Origin of the sequence: Cryobacterium sp. PAMC25264, assembly GCF_019443325.1 — a bacterium.
In the GTDB taxonomy this organism is placed as follows: Bacteria; Actinomycetota; Actinomycetes; order Actinomycetales; family Microbacteriaceae; genus Cryobacterium.
The window spans coordinates 1226761-1251106 of sequence record NZ_CP080383.1 but is presented as its reverse complement, the minus strand read 5'-3'; the positions used below and the strand labels follow the sequence as shown (position 1 = coordinate 1251106).

Here is a 24346-nt window from a genome sequence, read left to right as displayed (position 1 = left end):
CTATCGGCCGGTCGCGAACGGATGTTAGCGGCGTCGCCGGATCCACCCGGCAGGTTCCGGCGGGTGGTGTGGGGTGCTCAGTGCCCGGTGTCCTCCGCCGAGTCCCCCGGCGAGGTGCCTGCCGGGGCGGCCGGACCAGGTTCCACGGGCTCGTCCGGTACCGCCGTGCCATCGAGGACCGACGGGATCAGGGCGCGCACGCTGTCCGGCTGGTTCGACAGCAGCACCACGTCGACCCGCCGGTTGCGGGCCATCGCGGCCAGGTCGTCGCCCATGTCGACCGGTCGGGCCGAGCCGTAGCCCACGGCGCCGATCCGCTCCTGGGCCACACCGGTGCGCTCCACCAGGTGTCGCAATACCTGGGTGGCGCGGGCGCTGGAGAGTTCCCAGTCGGTCGGATAGTTGATGGTCACGCCGTGCCGGTCGGCATGCCCCTCCACCGACACCTGCCGTGCGGTGCCGGCCAGGATCGGTCCGATGGTGTCGAGGACCGAGACCGCCTGCACACTCAGGGTGGCCACATTGGGTTCGAAGAACGTCTCGGATCCCACCAGGCCCGCCGAGAGCCCGCGCTCGTCGATGGTGTATTCCACCAGGGTGTTCAGTCCGACGGCCGTGAGGGCGCTGTCCATCGCTTTCTCCACGGCAGTCAGGTCGTCGACTTCGGCGATGGCCAGTTCGAGGTCGGTGAGTCCGACGTCCTGGTTCACAGCGGGGTGTCGACCAGATCGGGTGGCACCACGATGCCCTCGGCGGTGTCGACCTTGCCCACGTCGACGGACCCGAATCCGGTGGCCAGGGAGTTCTTCAGCTGCACGAATTTCGCCTGATCGACCGTCGACATGGCGAAGAGCACGATGAACATGCACATCAGCACGGTGACCATGTCCATATAGGAGGCCATCCAGCGTTCGTCGACGTGCTCTTCGTGTTCCTCCTCCAGGCCGCGGCGGCGCCCCCGGCCGTGACCGCTCACGCGGCCTTCTTGAGCGGCTTGGCCGCCCCGGACTGCTTGCCCTGTTTGCTGCCTTTGGCGGACTTCGCGGAGGCGAGGGGCACCATGGCCTGCAGCCGTTCGCCGAGAAGCCGTGGCTGACTGCCGGCTTGAACGGCGAGGGCACCCTCCATCAGCAGGGTCATCCGTTCGGCCTCGATGTCGGACAGGCGCTTGAGCCGGTTGCCGATCGGCAGCCAGAGGAAGTTCGCGCTCAGCAGGCCCCACAGGGTGGCCACGAACGCCGCAGCGATCATGGGGCCGAGGGTGGACGGCGTGTCCAGGTTCTCGAGCACATGGGTGAGGGAGATCACGGTGCCGATGATGCCGACCGTCGGGGCGTAGCCGCCGAGCGTGGTGAAGAACTTGGCGGCGGTGCGGCTCGCCTTGGTGCGGGTGGCGATCTCATCTTCGAGCAGGATGCGCAGCTCGTCACCGTCCGTGCCGTCGGCGATGTTCTGCAGTGCACCGCGGAGGAACGGGTCCGAGACCTTGTCGGCTTCCTGCTCGAGGGCGAGGAGACCCGAACTGCGCGCCTTCTCGGCCAGGCCGACGACCTGGTCGATGAGCTTCTGTGGCGGCGTGGTCTTGCCCAGGAAGGCGCCTGGCAGCGCCTTGACGGCCTGGATCGTGTCCCGCAGGGTTCCCCCGGCGATGCCGACGGCGATGGTGGCACCGAACACCAGCACCATCGGCGCCGGGAGCAGGATCGCGGTGACGTGCGATCCCTCGATGGTGATCATCGCGAACAGGGCGCCGAACGCCAGGACGATACCGATCAGGGTTGCGGGATCCATCTACATTCTCCGGGGGCGCAGGGGGACAACGGCGTCCGGTCGAGTGTCGGGATCGGACGCGGTGTGGTCGCCGTCGCTGCCATGTGGGGAGGTGTAGGCCAGGTTGATCACGTGCGCCCGATAGGCGGCGATCTTCTCGATCACCTCGGCCAGGCTCTCCGTGACGATGAACTTGGCTCCGTCCACCATCACGAGGGTGGTGTCCGGGTTCACATGGATGCGTTCGATGAGGTCGGGATTGATCGCGAACTGACTATCGTTCAGCCTGGTTACAACGATCATGGACCCGTCCCTGGTTCCCGGACGGCTCCAGTAGCCGTCAGCGACCACTGTCGGCCGACGGGCGCATTAGGTTAGCTGCCGGCCGCCGTGAGGATGCTCGTCACGCTCACCGCGGCGCGCCCGGACCGGTCAGAACGAGGTGTTGCCACCGCCCTCGACCACGGTCACGCTGAACGGTGCGTCCACGGGCACACTGCCGAGGGCGTCCATGGCGGCTCTGCGCACGGATGAGCTCGCTCCCGTGATGCTGACCACGATCGCTCCGGGCTGCGAGGTCAGGTCAGACCCCACCGAGAACAAGGCCTCTGGGAATGAGCCGTTTCTCGTCATGCTGTCCGTGACCCAGCGGCCGACGTCACTCACCGCGGCCTCGTAGCCCGCTGCGGTGAAACCGAGGTCTTCGATGGTGGAGTACGGCAGGCCGGTGTCGTCGAGGACCGCAAGAGCCCCCGCCGGAGCAGCGCCCGTGAACCCGATGGAGAACGTGCGCTCCGGCCCGAAGAACGCGTACGAGTACTCCCCGGCGAACCGGCCCTCGATAGCGCTCGCCGCATCACCCAATGGCTTCTGGTAGAGCGCCCATTCGCTCTCTTCGTCCGAGTACCCCAACTCGCCCAGGGTATAGCCGGGATAGATCTCACGCTGCATCAGTGAGTCCTGGTCAGTCGGCAGGGAGGCACCGGGATGCTCGGTGACGTGCCAGGTTGGCGCGGGCGCCTCAGCACCGACGGCCACGGCCGGCGACCCGTCAAGCGGCACCGCGCACCCGCTCAGACCCAGGGTCGACACCCCCAACGCAGCAGCGATTCCAATGCCCCGTACTGTCGCTTTTCTCATGTCCGCCCCCGACGCCTCGATGTTCCGCTCTCCTGGGAAGAAGCTAACGTTCATACCAAGCAGGGGCAAGAGTCTTTTTTACTGGTCACAGCCAATATTCAGGATGCGGGAGACGCTGACGGGATTCCCGAAAAAACTTATCCACAAGTTGAGTTTTGCTCACACGAGGATGCGATATCGGGCTAGATTCGGGGCATGGCAATCCAGTCGAGCATCGCAGACACGTTCACCGTCGGGAACCCTCCCGACGGTGCTTTTCGTGCCGCTGCGGGTGCTGCTGACGGGTCTGCTGACGGGCCTGCTGACCGGGGTGGTGTGATCGCTGTCGAAGGGGCTGTCGATGCTGCTGTGGGCGGTGGCGACGGCCTCGTGGTCGCGGCGGCGAATGTGGCCCGGTTGGGCTGTTCGAGTGCCGAGTACGACGCCCTGTCGGATGCCGACGTGCTGGCCGGGCAGCAGACCCTCGCCCGGGCGCAGCGTGAGCTGGACACCCGCAAGGCGTGGATGGCGAAGACGCTCGCGCACCGGTCCCGGTGGGAGCTCGGCCAGGCGGGATTGGCGAAGAAGCAGGGCTTCCTCAGCCCCGAGGCGTTGATCCAGGAGTTGACCGGCGCGAGCAAGGTCGAGTCCCGCAAACTCGTCGGAGTGGGCCAGATGCTCGCCGAGGCCGAAGCCGCCGAGATACAGGCCGCCGAAGCCGAGGCCGAGGCAGCCCGCCGGCTCGCGGACGCGGCGTTGAACGGCCCGCTTGACCCGACGCGGCCGACACGTCCGACCCAGCACTGGCCGGCGCTCCCCTGGTGCCGGCGCCGTGGCACGCGCCGATCAGCCGCGCGGTGAACGCCGGTACTCTCTCCGTCGACGCCGCCTACGCGATCCGCACCGGCCTGGGCGATATCGACACCGTCGTCACCGGGCTAGTCCTCTCCGACGCGCTGGAGGGGTTGCTCGTCGACGCCAGGTCGATAAACGTGGACCAACTCCTCAAACGCGCCCGGCAGACCCGGGACTGCCTGGATGAAGCCGGCATCCGGGTGCGAGAACAGAAAGCCTGGGACGACCGCTACCTCCGCATCTGGACCCTGAACACCGGCCAGGTGAGGGTCGACGGGCTATTCCCACCGGAACAGGGCGAATTCATCAAGGCCACCTTCGACAGCCTCACCAGCCCCCGCCGCGGCGGCGTGCGCTTCGTCGACACCGACCGCGCCGCCTGGGCCAAACGCGTCCAGGACGACCCCCGCAGCACCGAGCAGATCACCTGCGACGGCTTCGTCGACCTGATCGAGGCCGGCACCACCATCAACCCCCACGAGATGCTCGGCGGCCGCCGCCCCACCGTGCAGATCCTCACCACCCGCACCCCGGCCACCCGCCCCGCGGCCACCGACGCCCCGACCCACGGCACCCCCGCCACCCCGAACTCGGTCGGCGACACCACCCAGACCACCGGTACCACCTGGTTCACCGGATCCACCGGATCCACCGGGCAGCCTGGACCTCCCGGGCCCGCGGCACAGACCGGGCCCTGCCCGGCGGACAGCCCGTTCCCGCCGGGGTTGCTCCGCGACGCCGACAACATCCTGGTCTGCGAACCCGGCCAACCCGGCCACGGCTACCTCGAAGGCAACACCGCACCCCTCTCCCAGGAAACCATCGAACGCCTCATCTGCGACTCCGCCACCATCGAAATCACCGTCGACGACCTGGGCCGGCCCCTCGACGTCGGCCACGAACAACGCCTCTTCAACCGCGCCCAACGCCGCGCCCTCGCCGCCCGCGACGGCGGCTGCCGCTGGCCCGGCTGCGACCGACCACCCGCCTTCACCGAAGCCCACCACATCCAACACTGGAAACGCGACCACGGCCGCACCGACATCAACCACGGCATCCTGCTCTGCCACGCCCACCACATGCTGCTCCACAACCAAGGCTGGCAGATCTTCGAAAACACCGGCCAGTACTGGCTCCGACCACCAGCCAACATCGACCCCGGCCAGGCACTCATCGACATGCCCAGCCACACCCCACCCAGCACCACCTGACCCACGCTGGGTCGCGACCATCCGCTGATCGAGCTCGTCGAGATCCCGCCAGCCGGTGCACGTTCGCGAGCAGCGTCACTCGGTCTACTTCGACAAGCTCAGTACGCCGTCGACAAGCGCGACCTGGGCTGGGGCACGACCATCCGCTGGTCGGGCTTGGTGGGAGCGCGCGCGGCGGCACACATACGCAGAACGCGGCCACCTCCGTGTCCGGAGGGGTGGCCGCGTTCCCGGGAGTTAGCGCTTGAGGTTGGTGAGTTCCTGCAGGACCTCATCCGAGGTCGTGATGATGCGAGCGTTCGCCTGGAAGCCACGCTGCGCGACGATGAGGTTGGTGAACTCCTGTGAGAGGTCCACGTTCGACATCTCCAGGGCTCCACCGGTGAGTGAGCCCAGCCCGGTCGATCCGGGAGCGCCAATTTCAGCGGTGCCGGAGTTGAATGTGGCCTGGTATCCGTTGGACCCGGTTTTCTCGAGACCACCCGGGTTTGTGAATGTGGCCAGGGCGATGCGGCCGAGGGCCTTCTGCTCGCCGTTGCTGAACAGTCCGATGAGGGTGCCGTCCTTGCTGAAAGAATAGGACTCCAGCGAACCGGGCGCGCTCCCGGATTTGGATGCGACTACGGCCGTGCTGAGGCCGGCAAAGCCGGTGAGCGCCGCCATACTCACAGTGATTCCGCCGACGACCAGATCGGGCCCAGAGACGAGCTTGCCGTCAGTGAAGGCCAAAGTCGTCGAGCCTGTGGGAGATCCCGCCGCGGTGCCGTCGGTCCCGGAGACGGCCCACCCGCCCGCCGCTGCCGTGCGCGTGAAGGTGAGCGACACCGTGCGGGCCGCCCCCGCCGCGTCGTAGACCTTGATGTCAAGCAACACTGACTTGCCCTCTGCTGCATCCGACGGCAGGTTTCCGCCCATGGCCGCAGATGTCGTTACGGTTCCGGCGATCACGACGTTCTGCGGCAAGGTGATGTCACCAAGCGCACCGCCCTCGTTGATCACGCCGTTGACCGCACCCCAGCCCTGCACGATCGCACCGGACGGTGTCACTAGCCGCCCGGACGAATCGAAATCGAAGGAACCCGCCCGGCTGTAGAGGGTCTGGCCGCCTTCCTTGGTCACAAAGAAGCCGTCGCCGGAGATGAGCATGTCGCCGGCTTTGCCGGTGGACTGCGAAGAACCCTGGGTGAAGTTGGTCGAGATGCCGGCGACCTGGACTCCGAGGCCCACCTGGGCCGGGTTGGTGCCGCCGGTCTGGGCACCGGGTCCGCTGGCGCCCTGGGTCAGCTGGGACAGGGTGTCCTGGAACTGGGTTGCCGACGCCTTGAACGCCGTGGTGTTGACGTTGGCGATGTTGTTGCCGGTGACGTCGAGCATGGTCTGGTGAGCGCGAAGGCCGGAGATACCGGAGTAGAGAGAGCGAAGCATGGGTGCTTCCTTTCGAGAGGTCGTGCAGACGGATGATGGTGGGTGCGGTGGTGTCGGCCCTGCCGAGCGGCCGAGAGGTGGTGCCGGGTCACCCCGTCGGGGCGGTCACCCCCGAGATGGCATCGAGGGCCACGCTGGCCTTGCCGACGGTGACCTGGGGCACCGAGCCCGCAAAGGACACCGCGGAGACGATTCCGGAGACGCTCAGTCCCGCGGCATCCGTGTAGGTGACGTTCTGGCCGACGAGGGCCGCGGCCGACGTGCGCATCTGCAGCGAGAAGTTCTCGTCCGAGGTGGTGGACAGGGCGGTGATCTTCTCCATCATGGCCAGCTGGGTGGTCTGTGAGATCATCTGGTTCGTATCCATGGGCGAGCTGGGATCCTGGTTGCGAAGCTGGGTGACCAGGAGCGACATGAAGGCTTCGGAGTCCAGGGTCTGCTTGGGCGTGCGCACCGGCGTGGTGGCGTACATACCGGCTTTGGTGGCCGAGCCGGTGGCGTTCGGGGTAGCTGCGGCCACGGTCCCTACGGCGTCGATGGTCATGAGATCTCGTTTCTCGGGGGCTGCGGGGATGAGGTGGGCGGGGAGGACTGTGGTGACAAGGGCATGGCCGGAGGTGCTTCACCGTGCGGCGGATCAGGCGAGAACATCAACACGTCCCCTCTGCGAGTGGCCACCGGCATCATCGGGTGAGCCGCCGGCCGGGTCTGCGGATGCCGGGACGGACGATCTGAGCCAGGGATCCGGAACCGCGACCCTCGGCCGGTCCTGGTGCCCGCCGGCATCGCCCCCAGGACCCGGGTTCCCCTGACCGGTAGCGGCACGATCCTGCGGGCCGGACTGACCCGGGTCCCCCGGCTGGCTTCGGCTGGACAGGTCGAGGCTGGCCGGAAGCCCGCCTCCGGCGAGGTCGCGACGCAGGTCGGGCAGGATGAGGCGCAGCGCCTCGCGGGCTGCGTCGGTGGGAGCGAAGAGTTCCAGTCGCATTCCGCCGGCGCTGATCTGCGCGCGCACCAGCACCGGTCCCAGGTTGTCGGGGGTCACGCTGATCGACAGGGTGTGCTCCCCCGGGCCCGCGGCGGCCAGGGTGAACAATGGCCGGGCGACCTGGGTGGCCAGGGGCACCGGCGTACTGTTCGGCACAGCACCTGTCGGAGGGGCCACAGCGGGTGCGGATGCCCCCAGGACCGTCCCCGGGACCGTGAAGCCCATGGGTATGGCCGAATCCGGGGCGGCGGGCCCGGTGGCCACGGCCCCCGCGGATGCGTCGGGTACCGTCGCGGGTACAGCTCCGATCCGACCGTCCCGCGCTCCGGCCGCCTTGACAGGTGTGGCGGCAGCGGCAGTCGCGGCGGCCGTCGTGGTGGCGGTGACAGTGCCGGCGGCGGTCCCTGCAGCAGAGCCCGTCGCGGCAGCGGCCTCCACCGGGGAGGAATCGCCCGGCGCTGCGATCGTCTGGTTCACGGCCGCGGGAACGGCGCCGTTCTGAGCGCCGGCCTGCGCAACACCGGCTGGGGCGACACCGAGCGTGACGGCACCAGACTGGGCAACACCGAGCTGGGCTGCGACGATGTGGGCCGTGGCGCTGGGATTCGCACTGTTCATGCCTGCGGTGCCTGCGGCCGACACTCCCTGGGCCGCACCCGTCAGGTCTGTACCACTCTGTCCGGCACCACCGAGGGGGGCACCACTCAGGTCGGCGCCACCCAGGACGGCGCCACCCAGGTTGGCGCCACCCGAGGCTCCACCGCTCGGGTCGGCTCCGGTCCCGGAGGCACCGGAGAGCTCCGCCCCGATGAGTGCGGCGCCGCTCTGGCCGGCACCGCCCAGAACTGCATCGGTGAGGACGGTGCCGCTCACATCAGCGCCCGCCGAAGTAGCACCGATCAGAGCTGCGAGGGTGGAGACGGTCCCCGCGGTCGCCGCGCCATCAGAGGCGCTGCCCGGGGCGGCGGTGCCTGGGGCGTTGCTCGACGAGGCCCCGCCGGGCAGGACACCACCAGACTCCGGAAGACCGCCAAGCTGCGTGAGACCGGCGGCCCGCGGAAGCCCGGCGTCGGTGGCACCGGCCTGGACGAGTCCTGACCCGGCTGTCCCGTCCATCGTGGCCGCCTCGGCCGACTCGGCCGAAGTCTGCGCCGACGGGATGGTGCCCCCCTGTCCAGTGCCGAGTTCCCCAGCGGTGGCTGGGGCTCCGCCGACGTGAGCGGAGGCGGTATGGGCTGCGTCGTGGGGAACCGCGCCGGCACGGGTGGCTGCGGTCTCGGCGCCGCTCGACACGGTTGCACGTGCGTGGGCTATGCCCGCTGCGGCTGCCGCGGTTGCAGCGGTTGCTGCGTCGTCTGATGCGGCTGCTGAGCCGGTTGTCGCGCCTCCGGAGGGATGTCCCGCCGCAGCGTGGTGCTCGGTCCTTTTCGACGCTGCCGCCGACCTCGTCACGGTGACGTCCGGACCGGGGCGGGTGGCGGCATCTTTCAGCATGCCGGCAAAGGCGGCCGCGGCTCGCCGGGAACCGTCTGCTGCGCCTGTCGATGCCGGTGACAGTCGCCCAGCTGATAGGCGGGTCGCTGCCGGTCCCGGGCTCAGAGGTGCGGCGCCCGAGGTCACGACGCCAGTCCAGACGTGGACAGTCCGGAAGCGGACAGCGCCGACGTGGACAGCGCCGACGTGGACTGCGCCGACTGCGTCGCCGTTCCCGAGAACAGTGAGGCGAACGCCGCCGTGAGCAGATCGGTCTGGCTCGAGCTCGATGTTGCACTCAGCGCCGTGCCCGACACCGTGCCCGACACCGTGCTCGACGCCGTGCCGGCTGCCGCGGCATCCGGAATCACCCGCCGGATGGTGTCGATGTCGGAATCGTCCATGTAGGCATCTACCTTGCAGACCGTGCGTCCCTCATACGGAGCGTGGATCACCTGGTTGTTGCCGGCATAGATCAGGATGTGTTCTCCACCGCCCGTCACGATGAGGTCACCGGGGCGCGCCTCGGCGAGGGAGCCCACCTCGGTGCCGATGGTCATCTGCCCCGAGACCAGGCGCGGAACGTCTATGCCCAGGTCGGCATACACCCGCTGCACGAGCCCCGAGCAGTCCATCCCGCTGCCGTCCTCCCCGCCGAAGACGTATGGCACGCCCAGGTACTTCTCCGCGGAGGCAACCACGTCGGTACCCGTGGCTCCCCCGGCGTTGGCCACGGTGGACGTTGCGGTCGCCGCAGCCAGGGCATCCGCGAAGCTCGTGGCCGACGCCGTCGCGGTCGCCGCGGCCGTCTTGCTCGCCGTGACGCCGGTGCCCCCGGCGACCAGGTCGTTGAGCTGCACCAGCCGCGCCTGGATTTCTCCCACCCGCTGCGTGGCATCCACCAGTGTCATGTTCTCTCCCCCGCTGCGTGTCCCGATGCTGTGTTTCCCAGTGCCGTGTTGCCGGACGCTGGCTTACCCGACGCTGTGATTCCGTTCGCCGTGGTTCCGGCCTGCGCGCGCTGCTCGCCCTGCCTTCGATGCCAGCCCGTCGAGGCGATCTCGTCGATGACCGTCTGCTGGGCGTGCAGGTCCTCCGCCGCCGCCGAAGCCCCGTGTCGCCCTTCGAGCTTTTCCAGGCTCGCCGACGCGGCCTTCTTCGCCTCGAAGTCCGCTCGTGCCACTGCCGCCGCCTGCTGGGCCACGCCGTCCAGCGCGGCCAGTTCGGCCAGCATGCTCCGAGAGGATGCCCGTGCCGCCGCGATCGCGTAGAGGGTGTCGGCCCCGGTGGGGTTCAGCGGCAGGTGCTCGAGCGCCGCCCGGGTTTCGTCGATGCGGGTGGCCGTCGCCCTGAGTCGCGCGTTCGCGGCGGCCAGGTCGCCGGCGGCCTGGTCCTGCTCGAGGTGGCGCAACCGCAGCAACCCGGCGAGGGAGAACGGGCGGCTCATTGGTCGCCGCCGAGCAGCGCGGCCAGTTCGGCGAGCCGGGTCCAAGCCTGGTCGGCCGGGGTGTGCTCGTCGATCCGCTGGCGCAGAAATGCCGTGATCGCCGCATCGTGCTCCACGGCCGCGTCCACCAACGGGTTGGTGCCGCGGCGGTAGGCGCCCACGTCGAGCAGGTCCTGCGCGGCGCGGCGGGCGGCCAGGACGGCGCGCAGCCGGCTGGCCGACTCGGCCTGCTGCGGGGTGGTCACTCGTGATGCCACCCGGGAGATCGAGGCGAGAGCGTCCACGGCGGGGAAGTGCCCGAGCACAGCCAGCGTGCGATCGAGCACGACGTGTCCATCGAGGATGGACCGGGCGGCATCCGCGATGGGCTCGTTGTGATCGTCGCCGTCGACGAGCACCGTGTAGATACCCGTGATCGAGCCGACCTGGTCGGTGCCGGCCCGTTCCAGCAGCCGGGCGAGCAGCGAGAACGTCGACGGCGGGTACCCCCGGGTGGCCGGTGGCTCCCCGGCGGACAGGCCGATCTCGCGCTGAGCCATGGCCACCCGGGTCAGCGAATCCATCATCAACATCACGTCGGCACCCCGGTCACGGAACGACTCCGCGATGCGGGTAGCGACGAACGCGGCGCGCAGGCGCATCATGGCCGGTTCGTCCGAGGTGGACACCACCACGATCGACCGGGCAAGCCCCTCCGCGCCCAGGTCGTCCTCGAGGAACTCCCGCACCTCGCGGCCGCGCTCCCCGACCAGGGCGATCACGGACACCTCGGCGTCGGTGCCGCGGGCGATCATCGACAACAACGACGACTTGCCCACACCCGACCCCGCGAACAGTCCCATCCGCTGGCCCTTGCCCACTGTGGTGAGGGTGTCCAGCACCCGCACGCCCAGCTGGAGGGGCGAGTGGATGCGCGAGCGCGCCATGGCCGACGGACTGTCGTGCTCGAGGGGCACCCGGTGCGGGTCGACGAGGGGCCCCTTGCCGTCGATGGGCCGGCCGAGGCCGTCGATCACCCGGCCGAGCAGCCCCGCCCCGGTGGGAACCAGGTAACCGGTGCGGCTGGTGCGAACGGGGTCGCCCACACGGATGCCGGTGAGCCGGGCCAACGGCATGCAGCGCATGCCGTCCGGGGTCGTGGCGACGACCTCGGCGTCGACTCCGGCCTCGCCGGCCGGTACGTCCGCGCCGGCGCCCGTGCCCTGCGCGGCCGCGCCGAACGACCCACCGCTTGCCGCACCGGTCGCTCCGCCGATTGTCACCAGGTCGCCGATGGCGCCGTTCAGGCCCCGCACGTCCACGCTCAGGCCCACGATCGATGACACCACCCCCACCCGCTCGGGGCGGGCGGCCGCCACGGCCCGGGCGAGCCGCTCGGTCGTGTCCGGTCGGGTGAGACTCATGAGGCGCCTCCGAGCGCCGCCTTGGCCCGCTCGAGGGCGGTGCCGATGCGGGCATCCAGGTAGCCATCGGGGAACTCGCTGACGGCGTCGCCGCGGGAGATGTGCGCATCCGCCACGAAGGCCACGCCGGTTGCGGCGGTGACCGCGGGGTCGAGGGCGGCGAGATCGTCGGGGTGCAGTCGCACGGTGTGGGCTGCCCCGAGCGCGCCCGGCGCGGCAAGGAGGCCGCCGGAGCTCCCTAGTTCCCCGGAAGCGCTGGCTCCGCCACCTGCGGCGGCGACGGCCCGACCGAGGGCCGACCGGGCAGCCGCGGCCTCATCGGCAAGCGCATGCCCCACGATCGCCTCGGCCAGGTCGAAGGCCGCGGCGAGTACGGTGTCTTCGGCGTCTCGCAGCACCGGCACGGTGCGTGCATCGAGTGCGCGCGCGGCCGTGTGCAGCACCGCGAGCATCCGCTCCGCCCGCTCGCCGTCGACCCGGAGTCGGTGCGCGTGTTCGACCTCCAGGCGGTGGATGCGCTCGGCTACCGCCTGTTCCGCCGCCCGCAGCCCCTCGGTGTACCCGGCCGCGTGACCGCGGGCGCGCCACTGCTCGTCGAGGCGGGCCCGGTCGGCGTCCCGGCTTCGGCGCGCTCCGGCGGACTGCTCACCGAGCAGGGGGAACACCAGGGCGGAGAAGTCGTTTTCCGGCGCTGCGGAGCGCCCGGCCGACGGGCCCGCGGAGGGTGCGCCGGAAGGCACGGCGCTGGGAAAAGCGGCGGGCACGACGACAGGTCCGGACGCCGGACCGGCACCGGGGAACATGGCGCTAGACAATGAAGTCGTCCTCGTCGGCCCGTTGCACCGTGATGGCACCCTCGGCGGCTAGCTCGCGGATCGCCCGAACGACGGTGGCGCGCGCCTCCTCGACCTGCGAGACCCGCACGGGTCCGAGCCCGGTCACCTCGTCGTTCAGGATGTCGCGGTTGCGTTCGGAAAGGTTGCGTTGGATGATGTCGACCACCAACTCGCTGGAGCCCTTCATGGCCACGGCCAGCACCTGGGCGTCGATACCGCGCAGCACCAGCTGCACGTCGCGGTTCTCCAGCTTGATGATGTCGGCGAAGGTCAGCATGCGCGAGCGCACCTCCTCGGCCAGCACCGGGTCGCGTTCATCGAGCGCCTCCAGGAGCGCGCGCTCCGTGCCGATATCAGCCCGGTTGATGATCTCGACGAGCGGCTGGATGCCGCCCACGACCCCGGGAGAGTCCTTGGATGCGGCGACGGCGCCGATCCGCTTTTTGAGGATTTCGGTCACCACCCGCACCGCCTCGGGGGTCGCGGTGCCCGTCGACGCGATGCACTGGGCCACATCGGTGCGCACCGAGCCTTCCAGCCCCGACAGGATGGCCGACGCGTGCTCGGGTCGCAGGTGCGCCAACACCAGCGCGATGGTCTGCGGCAGCTCCCCGTCGAGCAGGGCGAGAACCTGAGTGGCGTCGACAGGGTCGAGGAATTCGAAGGCCTTGCCGGCCATGGAGGTGGCGACCCGGCTCATCACCCCGGCGGCGCGCTCGGCGCCGAAGGACTTCTCCAATAGACCCACTGCCACGGCATGGCCGCCGCGGGGGTTGCGTGCGCCGATCGTGGTCAGCTCGTGGAACTCGGCGACGGCGCTGTCCATCACCGCGGCATCCACCCGGCGTAACTGCACGATCTCGGCGATGATCTCGGCAGCCTCGGCCTCGGAGAACTGCTTCATCACTTCGGAGGCGCGCTGCTGGTCCATGGTCATCAGCACCACGGCCACCTTCTGCGTGCCGGTCAGGGGCGTCTTCGCATCGATCATGCGTGCTGCCGATCGTCCATCAGCCCGCGCAACATCTCGGCCGCCATCTGCGGGTCACGCAGTGCGAGAGCATCGATGTCGGCCACCCGCTGGTCGCCGTCGCCCGGCGCATACGCCGGGGTCGGCGTGGGGTCGATGACAAGGGGCACAAGGTGCGGCTGCAGCGTGAACGGCACCGTCGGTGCATCCAGGGACGCGTGCGGCTGCACAAGCTCGGTCAGCTCGATGGCCTCGCGGCTCTGCCGGCGGGACCGGCGGGCGTACAGGATCAGACCGAGCACGAAGGCGATCACCGTGCCGCCCACGATCAGGCCCACCTGGAGGATCCCCGCGGAGCGATCGGCGGCCTCGGTTGCCTCTGCCTCGGCCAGGGCTGCCGCCGCGGCGTCGGCGCCGGCGGCGTTGAAGCTCACGACCTCCACGGTGACCGCGTCACCCCGCGCCGTATCGATTCCGGCGGCGGAGGACACCAGGCTGGTCACATTGGCCACATTGAGATCGTCGGCGATCGCGGAGTTCACGGCCACCGAGACGGTCTGCCGGTTGATCGCCCCGGCTGGGATGGTACGGGTCTCGGTGACCTTGTTCACCGCATTGTTGCGGGTGGTGTCCTCCGAGGTGAAGGTGCCGTCGGTGGAGGTGTCACTGGGAACGGCGATGTTGTCGGGGCCGAGCACGCCGGCCGCCGTGCCGCCCGAGCCGGTGTACGACTCGGTCTTGACGGCCTCGTTCAGGGCGGGGGTGTCGGTGGGCGAGGTGAAGGACTCCTCGACCCGCTGGGCCGCCTCGGTGCTCATGTCGGCGGCCACGACCACGGTGGCGTTGCCCGGGCCGACGACCTTGTCGAGCATGGCCTGCACGGAGCCGCGCACACGTTCCTCGTAGTCGTTGGCCTGCTGACCGGCCGTTCCCGTGGCGCCCACACCCACCGCGGAGAGCACGACCCCGGAGGCGTCGATGACAGCGACATCCGTGGGCTTCATGCCGTCGATGGAGGCACTCGTGAGGTGTACGATGGCCTGCACCTGGTCGGCGTTGAGGGTGACGCCGTTCCGGGTTCCCACGAAGACGGATGCGGTGGGGTCGTTGGCCTCGTCGGTGAAAACCGTGGCCTCGGGGATCGCCAGCCTCACCGAGGCGGTCTTGACGCCCTTCATGGCCTCGATCGTGGCGGCGAGTTCGCCCTCGAGCGCTCGTTTGTAGGTGACCGACTGCTGGAACTCCGATGCGGTGACCCCCATGGTGTCCAAGAGCGAGTAGCCCTCGGTGCTGGAGGAGGGCAGGCCGGCCGCGGCCGACTTGAGCCGTTCGTCGTAGACATCGGCCTCGGGCACCAGGATCGTCGCTCCCCCGTCGCTCAACTGGTACGACACTCCGTCGGTGCGGAGCTGCTCCACGATGGTGTTGGCGTCCGAACCGCTCAGTCCCGAGAACAAGGGGGTGTAAGCGGGTTGACTGACCCACATGGTGAGCGCGGCGATGCCGAGCGCGAGTACCGCGACACCGATCAGCGCCACGGTGCGCTGGGCGACGGTGAATTCCCGCACCGCGTTACCGAGGCGACGGAAGGCCGAGCTGATCTGAGCGGGCATCAGGCCTGCATTCTCATGATGTCGTTGAACGCCTCGACGCCCTTGTTGCGCACGGCGGCCACGAGTTCGAGGGTGACCTGGGCGCGTGAGGCCGCGAGGGTGGCGGTGTGGATGTCGTCCAGGCCTCCCGTGACGGCCTGGATGGCGTAGGTGTTGGAGGTGGACTGCAGCTGTTGCAGGTTGTCGACGGCACCGGTGAGAGCGGTGGCGAAGCTACCCTCGGTTCCGCTGCTGCCGGCGGTCGCCGTCGTGGCGGGCAGGTAGGCCGTGGCGCTCACGGCGGGCACGGCGCCGATGGCGGGAATGGTCATCAGTTGCGTCCGATCTGCAGGGCGGCTTCGTAGGAGGTCTTGGCCCGGTCGATGACGGCGGCGTTGGCCTGGTATCCGCGCTGCGCCATGATCAGCTCGCCCATCTGCTCGGCAAGGTCGATGTCGGGACGCCGCACGTACCCGTCGGCATCCGCGAGGGCGTTGTCGGGGTCGTAGGTGAGGATGCCCTCCGCGTCGCCGAGCGCGGCGCCGGACACGTAGGCGCCCGTGGTGCCTGCGCCCTCCTGGGCGACGATGTACCGCGCCTGGAAGGCATCTCCCGACGTGGCGGTGACCGTGTTCGCGTTCGCGATGTTGTCGGCGACGGCGTCGAGCCACTTGCGGTGCAGAGTGAGGCCGGTACCGGCGATGCCCAGGGCGTCGAGAGTCATCAGCTGGTCCGCAGCGCGGCGCGCATCTTGGAGTCGGCACCGGCGGCGGCCTGCGCGGCGAACTGGTAGCGCAGCACGGTGTCGATGTTGGAGACGGTCTCGGTGTCAAGGTTGACGTTGTTGCCGTCCAGCCGGGTGGGCTCGAGGGACCGCGCCGTTGATGCACTCGCGTGCCCGTCGCCGCCGGCCACCGATGCGGCGAGGGCGGTTTCGAACGACACCCGCTGGGCGTGATAGCCGGGGGTGTTGACGTTGGCGATGTTGTTGGCGATGGTGCGCTGGCGCAGCGCCAGCCCGTCGAGGGCGCTGGAAAGCGCTGCGCTGGTCACGGATTCGATCACGCGGATGCCCGTTTCGTCGTCAGGGTGCCGAACGGCCGATCCGTGGCCTGGAGTGAGCGATCCGTGCTCATCAGTAGCTATCGGCGTTCTGTGACGCTTCGTTAGGGCGTAGCCGAAATATGTTCCCTTGTCGGTCAGCCCGCGATGTCGAGGTAGACCGGGTGGTCGGACGGATGCGTCGAGAGGATGGTGCGCACGGCCGCCAGGTGCGCGCCGGCGGAGCGCCGCGCATCCTCGATCTCGCGGATCAGTTCGAGCTGACCGGCCAACAGCAGCCGGGCCCGTTCCTCGAGCTCGCGCGGGAGCTGCCCGAGGAGCTCAGGTGCCCGCCACTGCACGCCGGTCACGAGCGTGCCGCCCTGGGCCGAGAGCACGGCGTCCCTGGCCCCGCTGCCGAGGCTGGCCTCGAGGTCGTCGAGCACCTTGATCCATTCGGACGGGCTGGTCTTGGGAATGGCGCGCTGGTCGGTACCGGCGGCGCTGCCGTGCGGCCGGGCGCTGCTCGAGTGCACGCTGTTGGCGGGTACGCCGGTCGACGGAGCACCTTTCGGCGAGAGGTTAGGCGACTCCACGGTATCCCTCCCCGCTGGGCGCGGTCTGCGGTGCGGGCAGTGCGGCGGCGGCCTCGTGCCAGGTCTGACGCAGCGGCTCCAACAGCACAATGCTCTCGCGGGTGCGGGTCACGTCGCGGTGGATGTTCGCACCGATCAGGGCGTTGGACACGTAGGTGTACACGGCGAGCAGCCCGTCGGCGCCGTCCCACGCCGTGACGTTCAGCGAGGTGGTGAGCTCGTCGACGATTGCCTGGGCGTGCAGCAGGTTCTCGGAGGCCAGCGGCCAGTTCTCGCTTACCTGGGCCGCTTCGGTGCGGTCGAGGTCGAGCATCAGCCTGTCGTAGAGCATCGTGAGCAACCGCACGGGCGTGGCCGACAGCACTGCCTCCCGGTTGAGCTGCGCCCGGCGGGCCTGGGCTCCGGCCGTGGACGCGGGAAGCCCCGGGCCTGCCTGGCTCACTGGGGCGAACAACGGTGGGAATTCTGTCGGTGTCATCATGACGACGAACCTCCTGTGTAGGCGGGCAGAAGCGAGGCGATCTGCGAGGTGAGCCAGGCCGATTGGGACTTGAGCTCGCCCAGGCGGGATTCCATGGCGGTGTAGGTGCGCTCAAGCGAGCTGCGTTTGGCTGTGAGCCTGAGGTCCCAGTCGCTGATCTCCAGGCCCATCGTGCGCACCTGGGACTGCTGACTGGTGACGGTGGCCGTGAGGGTGCCGTCGTACTTGTCGGATGCGCTAGCGGCGGCCGTCGCGACACGACCGGAGATCTCCTGCACAGTCTTCATCGTTCCGGCGGGATCCTTGACGAGGGCCGCCGCGAACTTCTCAGCGTCGAACTCGAGGGTGCCGGACTTCGTGATGCTGATGCCGATCTCCGACGGGGAGTGCCCGTTGACGGGCATCGATGCCGCGGTGATCAGGTCCTGCCTGACCGTGCGGATCGTGCTGTCTCCGGCGAAGAGACCGGCGGTGGTGACGGTCTTGCCCGTGGAATCGGTGGTGGTCGAGACGGCCGACCGGTTGGTGATCACGGCGAAGATGTCGTTCAGGCTGCCCACCAGGCCCCCGGCCATCTTGGTGATGGCGGCGTCGTCCCTGGTCACGGTGAGCGTGATCGGGGTGGTGGAGATGGCGCTGACGGTCACATCCAGACCGGGCAGCAGGTTGGTGAAGGTGTTGGTACCCGAGGTGATGGACTGTTCGGCGGCCGTGCCGGCCCACAGGGTCACCTGGGCGTCCTGGGCGTCTTTGACCTGGGTGATCGGAACCGTGCCGCCGGTCACAGTGAAAGCGTTCGCTGCGCCCGGGGCCGTGCTGCTGAACTGCACGCGGAAGGCGCCAGTGCCCACGGCTACCTTGGTGGCGGTGATGCCGAGCCCGGCGGCGTTGACGGCGGAGACGACGTCGTCGAGCGAGTCGGAGGCCGGCGTGAGCACGGTGGCTTTTCCGGCCGCGTCGGTGAGTGTGAGGGTGGTCTCCGGCCAGGCGGTGAGAGGCTCGGTGACGGTGACCTGGTTCTGGGCGAGCCGGCCCACAGTGACATCGAGCACACCGGCGGCGGCGCCCGTGCTCGTGGTCGCGGTGACCTGGCTGGAACTGCTGGTGGCTGTGTAGAGGTCGTAGCTGGCGGGCTTGGCCGCCTTGGTGGCGGCGTCGGCGAGGGTGGCGACCTGGGTATTCAGCCCCTGAACGGCGGTGGTGTAGCTCTGGGCGGCGGTCACCTTGCCCTTGAGCAGGGTCTGTGGAATCGCCTCGACCGCGATGAGGTTGTTGATCAGGGTCGTGGTGTCCTGGCCGCTGATCAGACCATCGATGGAGAGTCCCATGGCGTTTCCCTTCGGTTCGTCATGCCCGTGCTGCCGGGCCGACGACGAGTGGCCGGCGGCGTACACATCCTGAGGTCCAGTTCAGGTTGTGCTCGCCACCGGCCGATTCTCGGTCAATCGGCCGCCCAGTTCACCCAGGCTGTCGTTGGTCCGTGATCTAGCGCAGCAGCGTCAGAACGCCCTGGTTGGACTGGTTCGCCTGCGCGAGCATGGCGGTGCCGGCCTGCGACAGGATGCTGGAGCGGGTGTACTTGACCATTTCTTCGGCCATGTCGGTGTCGCGGATACGCGAGCCGGCAGCGGTGAGGTTCTCCTTGGAGACGGCCAGGTTGCGGATGACGCTCTCGAACCGGTTCTGGCTCGCACCGAGTTCGGCGCGTGAGGTGGAAACGGCGGTGATGTGTGTGTCGATCGCGTTGATCGTTGTGAGAGCCGCAGCAGAGTCGGCGAAACCGGCCGTCGAGAGAGTCTTGACGGCGTCTCCGATTGTTGCGACGTTGGTCAGCTTGACCTTGATCTGGTCCTCGATCTCCACTCCGCCGGCGCCGATCTGGAAGGTCAGCGGCGTGGTGCCCGCCGCCGCGTCGAGCAGCTTGGTGCCGTTGAAGTTGGTCGACGCACTGATGCGGACGAGCTCGTCGCCCAGTGCCGAGACCTCGGTGGCGATGGCTTCACGGGACTTTGTGTTGTTCGAGCCGTTACCGGCCTGGACGGCGAGGTCACGAACGCGCTGCAGAATGGTCTGCACCTCGCTCAGCGAACCTTCAGCGGTCTGGATGACCGAGACGCCGTCCTGAGCGTTGCGGCTGGCGACCGTGAGGCCACCGACCTGCGACTTCAGTCCCTCGGAGATGGCCAGGCCGGCCGCGTCATCCGCTGCGCGGTTGATGCGGAGGCCGCTGGAGAGGCGCTCGAGTGACTTGGCCATGTCGGTCTGGGTCGAAGCCAGGTTGCGGTAGGTGTTGTTCGCCGCGAGGTTGGTGTTGATCTGCATACCCATGATGTGTTCCTCCGTGATTGGGTCGTGTTCGCCGGCCCATCCATGGGCTGACACTGAGACCTATCGGCGTCGGCGACCGGGGCGTTAGCCGTTGCTGGAGAAAAGTTCGCGGGTACCGAACGTGATTCCCTGGGCCCGGGCGATGTCGGTGACCCCAGCCAACGCGTCGGTGGCGGAGATCGAGGCCTGCGCATCCGGTAGTCGGTCATGCGCCATGTGGGCCATGCCGAGCATCGCCTGGTCGGCCATCCGCGACAGGTAAGCGCTCCGCCTGGCCGGCGCCACGGTGGACTCCGGCGTGTACTCCAGCTCGGCGTCGTCCGCGTAGTGCGTGCCGAGGCCGTCGCGAAGCAGCCGGATGGCCTCTGAGCGTTGCTGGGACACCGCCGAGTGGGTGATGCCCAGGTCGGCGGCGATGTCCTTGACCGAGCGGTCCTCGAAGTACACCTGCTCGACGATCAGGCGCATACGCTCGGGCAACGCCACCACGGCGGCCCGGAGGTAGGCGAGACGCTCGGCGGAGAGCAGGGACTCCTCCGGCAGTACGGTGTCGGCGACGAGGAACTCGGCGGTGGTGTCGTCGAGGGCCGTGAGAGTGCGGTCGGAGTCGGCCAGCCCGGCCAGGGCGGTCTCCCGGTCGACACCCAGCGCGGCAGCGACCTCGTCGACCGTGGCGCTGCGGCCGAGGGCCGAGGCGAGGGTCTCCTGCACCTGGCGGGTCTCCTTGATCCGGCGACGCGCCATCCGGGTGGCCCAGTCATTCGAGCGCATCTCATCGGCGAAGGCACCGATGATGCGCCGCCGGGCGAACGCTCCGAACGGCACGCCCAGCGAAGCATCGAAAGCATCCGCCGAGGTGATCAGGGCCAGCGCACCCGCCGAGGCGAGGTCGTCACGGGAGAGGTGGCGGGCCTTGGCCCACACTTCGGAGACGAGGTAGCCGACCAGCGGCAGGTTCTCGACCACGAGGTTGTTGCGTTCGGAACGGTTCAACGACTTACCCTCCTGGCGGGTGCGCGCGTACTTATGCGGCGATGGGACATGGACCTGAAACGGGGAAATGCAGCCGGGTAAGCAGGGTGGAGAGTCGTCTGACGTGAATACGGAAATCCGCCTAGAGCAGGGATTCGGGTCCTTTTCCGGGGGCTTTCGCCTGCTAACACGCTAACGAACGCGCCCGGCGATTCCACGCTCGACCTGCCCCCAGTCCGGGGCTGCGACTGTCCTCATTTAGGAGGACACGGCGACGTGCGAAGGCGAGGAAAAGAGTCCTGCGGGCCTAACGACGGGCCGCTTCCGGCCGATAGTGCTCTCGAACGGGCAGGGAATCGTACGATAGAGCAACGAGCCGGCAGGGGCGGAAAGGCAGTGACGACGTGGGTGCAAACGAATTGTCCGCACTGCTGTGGCGGGAACGCGAGCTGCTTGAGCTGCTGGTGTTCAAGCTCGACGAGGAACAGCTCCTCCTGAGCGCAGGTCGCTCGCGCTGGGTGCAGCATGCGACCCGCGAAGTGGAACAGGTTCTCGAGCTCGTGCGCGAGGCGGGGCTCGGCCGGTCGGTGGAGGTTGCCGCGGTCGCCGTGGAGTGGGGAACTCCGCAGGATGCCACCCTGCGGGAGCTCGTCGAGCAGGCTCCCCCTGGGCCCTGGTCGGACATCTTCAGCGCCCATCTCGCCGCCATGACCGACCTGATCGGCCAGATCCGAAATCTTCGCGACGTGAACGAGCAGTTCCTGCGCTCGGCCGCACGCTACACCCAGGAATCGCTGGCCGGCGCGGACGCGCAGGCCACGACCTATGACTCCCGCGGCGCCTCTGGCGCCCCGACCACCGGTGCCCGACTCTTCGACCAGAGCCTGTGAGACGTGAGATGAAAACAGTGACGACCTCGTGAGCACCTTCGGCGGACTCAACACCGCGTACTCCGGGCTCGTCGCCGCCCGCGCCGGCCTTGATGTCGTGGGGCAGAACATGGCCAACGTCAACACCGAGGGATACACCCGCCAGCGGGTCACGACGTCGGCAACCAATGCCGCCGCCCGCGCCGGGCTGGTGGCCTGGGGGGCCACGCCCGGAGCCGGTGTCTCCGTCGACGGTATCTCGCGCCTCGGCAACGCCACCCTCGACGCCAAGGTGCGGGCGACCGCTGCGACCGCCGGGTACACGGCAGTGCGCGCCAACGCCCTCGGGTCGGTGGAGAACTCGCTGCAGGAACCCGGCAAGTCCGGTTTGTCCACCCAGCTGCAGGAGTTCTGGGCGGCCTGGCACGAGCTGTCCAACGCCGCCGACCCGTCCGCGGCCGCCGGACTCCTGCTCGGCGAGGCCGGCCAGCTCACCACTCAGATCAACGCGGGCTATCGCGCCGTCACCGACGAATGGTCGGCTGTGCGCACGAGCGCGGATGCCCTCGTCACCGAGGTCAACGGCGCCGCGGCCCAGGTCGCCGCCCTGAACGGCATCATCCGTCAGACCATCGCCTCGGGCGGGTCCGCCAACGAACTCATCGACAAACGCGACGCTCTCACCACCACGATCGCCGCGATCACCGGCGCGAGCGTGCGAGCCCAGGCGAACGGCACTGTCGATGTGCTGATCGGCGGCAACGTCCTGGTGTCCGGCTCCGACGTGCAGAAGCTCACCGTGACCGGCCCGGCATCGATGGCGGCCGCCGCGGTGCCCGGTAGCAACCCGGTGACGTACACCCCGGTGCAGCTTGAATGGGCGCACCATCCGGGCGTGCCCGTGGCGGTGGATGGCGGCGAACTCGCCGGCGCCCTGTCACTTCTCGGGCCCGCGAATGTCGCAGGCACCGGCGGGGCCCTCGCCGAGGTCGCGGCGTCGTACAACGACTTCGCCAAGAAGCTGGCCGACTCGGTCAATGACCTGCACCTGACCGGCGCTACAAGTACCGGCGAGACGGGTCTGGAGTTCTTCCACTACACGGAGGGCGCTGCCGCGCTGACGTTATTCGTCGTCCCCACGACCGTCAAAGGTGTCGCCGCAGGCACACCAGGGGACGGAGCCTTGAACGGCATTAACGCCGACAAGATCGCCCAACTGGGCACGTCCAACGCGGCGGACAAGAACGGCATACCGATCACCTCCCCCAACGTCATCTGGACGGCGTTCGTGACCAAGCTCGGCGTCGACACGGGCATCGAACTGGCGCAGGCATCCGCCTCGAACTCGTCAGCCTCCGCGGCCGTCACCCTGCAGCTGTCCAACTCCTCGGTGGACATCGATGAGGAGAACGTCAACCTGCTGACCTTCCAGCACGCGTACCAGGGCGCTGCCCGGGTGATGACGGCCGTGGACGAGATGCTCGACACCCTGATCAACCGCACCGGACTGGTGGGAAGGTAACCGATGATCTCCCGAGTGACCAACACCACCCAGATGCGCGCAGCGCAGGCGAATCTGCAGGCCAGCGCCCAGCGTCTCGCTCAATTGCAGGAGCAGTCCACCTCGCTGAAGACCATCAGCCGAGCATCCGACGACCCTGCCCGGGCGGCAAACGCCATGACCGTGCGCGCCGAACAGCGTGCCACCGCCCAGTACACCCGCAACGCCGACAACGGCGCAGGCTGGCTCACCACGATCGACGGCGCGCTCGATGAGAGCACTAAGCTCCTCACCAAGGTGCGCGACCTCGCCGTGCAGGGCAGCAACGCCGGAACCATGTCACCGGCGGCCAAGGAGGCCATCGCCGTCCAGATCGACGGCCTCAAGAAAGACCTGCTCGGCCAGGCCAACGCCACGTACCTGGGGCGCACGGTCTTCGCCGGCAACTCGGATGCCCGTTCCGCGGTCGGCTCCGAGCCGCCGTACACCGTCAGCGCCGGTACCTCGGTACCGGTGGACCGGCGGGTGGGGGCCGACACCACCGTACGGGTGGACGCCGACGGTGCCGCCATCTTCGGGACCGGCGCCGGTACCGGCATCGGCGACGGTTCGCTCTTCGCGTTGCTCGACAACGTCTCGGCCGCGTTGCGCAGCCCCGACCCTGCGGTGTCCGTTTCGGTGCACCTGGGCGACATCGACGCCCACCTCACGACCATCATCGGCGCCCGCGCCGAGGCCGGGGCCCGGCAGAGCCGCATCGAGACCGCGGCCGCCTCGCTCGTCACGCAGAAGGGCACCCTCGAGGCGCAGCGTGTGCAGCTCGAGGACGTCGACCTGGCCACCGTGATCATCGACCTCAAGCTCCAGGAGGTGGCCTACCAGTCGGCCCTCTCCGTGACCGCCCGCGTGATCCAGACGACCCTGATGGACTTCCTCCGATGACCGCCTCCCTCAGTTTTGTCTCACCGCCGCCCGGCCTGGCCCCGCTCACCGACTTCCGGCTGCGCGAGATCGCCGGGGCAGCCGGGCTCTTCGCGCTGCAATCCGCCGAGGACGAACACACCCGGCTCTTCGTGCTGGATGCGTCGATCTACCTCCCCCAATACACCCCGGTGATCTCCGACGAGCACGCGCGTGCCCTCGATCTGGCCACCCCTGACCAGGCCCTGGTCCTCGTGGTCACCAATCCGGGCGAGACCGGCACGACGGTCAACCTGATGGCTCCCATCGTGGTGAACGCGAGCACCGGCCGCTGCGCCCAGATCATCCTGGACGGCCAGGACTGGCCGCTGCGGGCCGAGCTGAACCCCCCGTCGAGCGCTGGGGCGAGCTCCCCCACGGATTCCCCGTCGCGCCACCAGGACGAACCGGCCGGCGCCACCGTCTGAACCGGCGCCCACTGAACCGGCGCCGCGCTGCCCTGCGGCCGGTCTGAGCGGCATGTCTGCCCGGCAGCCCGCACGACGTCG

28 protein-coding genes are annotated in these 24346 nt (G+C 69.0%); 6 read left to right on the top strand and 22 right to left on the bottom strand.

Features of this window, described 5'->3' with window-relative positions; all coding sequences use genetic code 11:
• Positions 1-77: 77 nt before the first annotated feature.
• The 5 genes from KY500_RS05725 to KY500_RS05710 all read right to left on the bottom strand — a co-directional run bounded on the left by KY500_RS05725 (position 78) and on the right by KY500_RS05710 (position 2832).
• Positions 78-710, bottom strand: coding sequence for a flagellar motor protein MotB (locus tag KY500_RS05725; protein ID WP_370626897.1), 633 nt, complete (start codon positions 708-710; stop codon positions 78-80).
• On the bottom strand, positions 707-976 hold the full coding sequence (locus KY500_RS19735; RefSeq protein ID WP_370626896.1) for a flagellar motor protein MotB: 270 nt from the start codon (positions 974-976) through the stop codon (positions 707-709). Before KY500_RS19735 ends, KY500_RS05725 begins: the two co-directional genes overlap by 4 nt.
• Positions 973-1791 (bottom strand): motility protein A, encoded by an 819-nt coding sequence (locus tag KY500_RS05720; protein ID WP_066595000.1) that lies wholly within the window; start codon positions 1789-1791, stop codon positions 973-975. The genes KY500_RS19735 and KY500_RS05720 overlap by 4 nt, the downstream gene beginning before the upstream one ends.
• Positions 1792-2073 (bottom strand): flagellar FlbD family protein, encoded by a 282-nt coding sequence (locus tag KY500_RS05715; protein ID WP_219902707.1) that lies wholly within the window; start codon positions 2071-2073, stop codon positions 1792-1794.
• A gap of 129 nt (positions 2074-2202) precedes the next feature.
• Positions 2203-2832 (bottom strand): hypothetical protein, encoded by a 630-nt coding sequence (locus KY500_RS05710; protein ID WP_219902706.1) that lies wholly within the window; start codon positions 2830-2832, stop codon positions 2203-2205.
• Positions 2833-3105: 273 nt separating this feature from the next.
• Here KY500_RS05710 and KY500_RS05705 point away from each other — a divergent pair, with 273 nt between their 5' ends.
• Positions 3106-3750, top strand: a complete 645-nt coding sequence (locus tag KY500_RS05705; RefSeq protein WP_219902705.1) for a hypothetical protein — start codon at positions 3106-3108, stop codon at positions 3748-3750.
• Entirely contained in the window at positions 3747-4955 is a 1209-nt protein-coding gene (locus tag KY500_RS05700) for an HNH endonuclease signature motif containing protein (protein ID WP_219902704.1), read from the top strand. The genes KY500_RS05705 and KY500_RS05700 overlap by 4 nt, the downstream gene beginning before the upstream one ends.
• A 237-nt stretch (positions 4956-5192) precedes the next feature.
• Here the strand turns inward: KY500_RS05700 and KY500_RS05695 are convergent, their stop codons facing one another.
• The 17 genes from KY500_RS05695 to KY500_RS05615 all read right to left on the bottom strand — a co-directional run bounded on the left by KY500_RS05695 (position 5193) and on the right by KY500_RS05615 (position 20528).
• Complete coding sequence (locus KY500_RS05695; RefSeq protein ID WP_219902703.1) at positions 5193-6380, bottom strand: flagellar hook protein FlgE; 1188 nt, start codon at positions 6378-6380, stop codon at positions 5193-5195.
• 88 nt (positions 6381-6468) lie between these two features.
• On the bottom strand, positions 6469-6924 hold the full coding sequence (locus KY500_RS05690; RefSeq protein WP_219902702.1) for a flagellar hook assembly protein FlgD: 456 nt from the start codon (positions 6922-6924) through the stop codon (positions 6469-6471).
• A 93-nt stretch (positions 6925-7017) separates the two neighbouring features.
• Complete coding sequence (locus KY500_RS05685) at positions 7018-8484, bottom strand: flagellar hook-length control protein FliK (protein WP_219902701.1); 1467 nt, start codon at positions 8482-8484, stop codon at positions 7018-7020.
• A 500-nt stretch (positions 8485-8984) separates the two neighbouring features.
• A complete protein-coding gene (locus KY500_RS05680; RefSeq protein ID WP_219902700.1) occupies positions 8985-9752 on the bottom strand; it encodes a C40 family peptidase in 768 nt (255 codons plus the stop codon).
• Positions 9749-10288: a hypothetical protein gene (locus tag KY500_RS05675; protein ID WP_219902699.1), complete on the bottom strand. Its 540-nt coding sequence runs from the start codon at positions 10286-10288 to the stop codon at positions 9749-9751. Before KY500_RS05675 ends, KY500_RS05680 begins: the two co-directional genes overlap by 4 nt.
• The gene (locus tag KY500_RS05670; protein WP_219902698.1) at positions 10285-11691 is read right to left on the bottom strand and encodes a FliI/YscN family ATPase; all 1407 of its coding nucleotides are present in this window, start codon (positions 11689-11691) and stop codon (positions 10285-10287) included. Before KY500_RS05670 ends, KY500_RS05675 begins: the two co-directional genes overlap by 4 nt.
• Complete coding sequence (locus KY500_RS05665) at positions 11688-12494, bottom strand: flagellar assembly protein FliH (RefSeq protein ID WP_219902697.1); 807 nt, start codon at positions 12492-12494, stop codon at positions 11688-11690. The genes KY500_RS05670 and KY500_RS05665 overlap by 4 nt, the downstream gene beginning before the upstream one ends.
• Before the next feature lie 4 nt (positions 12495-12498).
• Positions 12499-13518, bottom strand: coding sequence for a flagellar motor switch protein FliG (gene fliG, locus KY500_RS05660; protein ID WP_219902696.1), 1020 nt, complete (start codon positions 13516-13518; stop codon positions 12499-12501).
• Complete coding sequence (gene fliF, locus KY500_RS05655; RefSeq protein WP_219902695.1) at positions 13515-15110, bottom strand: flagellar basal-body MS-ring/collar protein FliF; 1596 nt, start codon at positions 15108-15110, stop codon at positions 13515-13517. The genes fliG and fliF overlap by 4 nt, the downstream gene beginning before the upstream one ends.
• Positions 15110-15421 carry a flagellar hook-basal body complex protein FliE gene (gene fliE, locus KY500_RS05650; protein WP_219902694.1) on the bottom strand — a complete coding sequence of 104 codons (312 nt, stop codon included), beginning with the start codon at positions 15419-15421 and terminating at the stop codon, positions 15110-15112. Before fliE ends, fliF begins: the two co-directional genes overlap by 1 nt.
• Positions 15421-15813: a flagellar basal body rod protein FlgC gene (locus KY500_RS05645; protein WP_219902693.1), complete on the bottom strand. Its 393-nt coding sequence runs from the start codon at positions 15811-15813 to the stop codon at positions 15421-15423. The genes fliE and KY500_RS05645 overlap by 1 nt, the downstream gene beginning before the upstream one ends.
• Positions 15813-16154 carry a flagellar basal body protein gene (locus KY500_RS05640; RefSeq protein ID WP_219902692.1) on the bottom strand — a complete coding sequence of 114 codons (342 nt, stop codon included), beginning with the start codon at positions 16152-16154 and terminating at the stop codon, positions 15813-15815. Before KY500_RS05640 ends, KY500_RS05645 begins: the two co-directional genes overlap by 1 nt.
• Before the next feature lie 134 nt (positions 16155-16288).
• A complete protein-coding gene (locus KY500_RS05635) occupies positions 16289-16726 on the bottom strand; it encodes a hypothetical protein (protein ID WP_219902691.1) in 438 nt (145 codons plus the stop codon).
• Entirely contained in the window at positions 16713-17207 is a 495-nt protein-coding gene (fliS, locus tag KY500_RS05630) for a flagellar export chaperone FliS (RefSeq protein ID WP_255579827.1), read from the bottom strand. The genes KY500_RS05635 and fliS overlap by 14 nt, the downstream gene beginning before the upstream one ends.
• A complete protein-coding gene (gene fliD / locus KY500_RS05625) occupies positions 17204-18535 on the bottom strand; it encodes a flagellar filament capping protein FliD (protein WP_219902690.1) in 1332 nt (443 codons plus the stop codon). Before fliD ends, fliS begins: the two co-directional genes overlap by 4 nt.
• Before the next feature lie 157 nt (positions 18536-18692).
• Entirely contained in the window at positions 18693-19535 is an 843-nt protein-coding gene (locus KY500_RS05620) for a flagellin (RefSeq protein WP_219902689.1), read from the bottom strand.
• An 84-nt stretch (positions 19536-19619) separates the two neighbouring features.
• Positions 19620-20528 carry a sigma-70 family RNA polymerase sigma factor gene (locus tag KY500_RS05615; protein ID WP_219902688.1) on the bottom strand — a complete coding sequence of 303 codons (909 nt, stop codon included), beginning with the start codon at positions 20526-20528 and terminating at the stop codon, positions 19620-19622.
• Positions 20529-20911: 383 nt separating this feature from the next.
• Between KY500_RS05615 and KY500_RS05610 the strand changes: the two genes are divergently transcribed.
• The 4 genes from KY500_RS05610 to KY500_RS05595 are packed head-to-tail and all read left to right on the top strand — an operon-like array spanning position 20912 to position 24265.
• A complete protein-coding gene (locus tag KY500_RS05610; protein WP_219902687.1) occupies positions 20912-21397 on the top strand; it encodes a flagellar protein FlgN in 486 nt (161 codons plus the stop codon).
• A gap of 28 nt (positions 21398-21425) precedes the next feature.
• On the top strand, positions 21426-22898 hold the full coding sequence (flgK, locus tag KY500_RS05605) for a flagellar hook-associated protein FlgK (RefSeq protein WP_219902686.1): 1473 nt from the start codon (positions 21426-21428) through the stop codon (positions 22896-22898).
• Positions 22899-22913: 15 nt separating this feature from the next.
• Positions 22914-23819, top strand: coding sequence for a flagellin (locus tag KY500_RS05600; RefSeq protein ID WP_255579826.1), 906 nt, complete (start codon positions 22914-22916; stop codon positions 23817-23819).
• The gene (locus KY500_RS05595) at positions 23816-24265 is read left to right on the top strand and encodes a flagellar assembly protein FliW (protein ID WP_219902684.1); all 450 of its coding nucleotides are present in this window, start codon (positions 23816-23818) and stop codon (positions 24263-24265) included. The genes KY500_RS05600 and KY500_RS05595 overlap by 4 nt, the downstream gene beginning before the upstream one ends.
• The last annotated feature ends 81 nt before the right edge of the window (positions 24266-24346 follow it).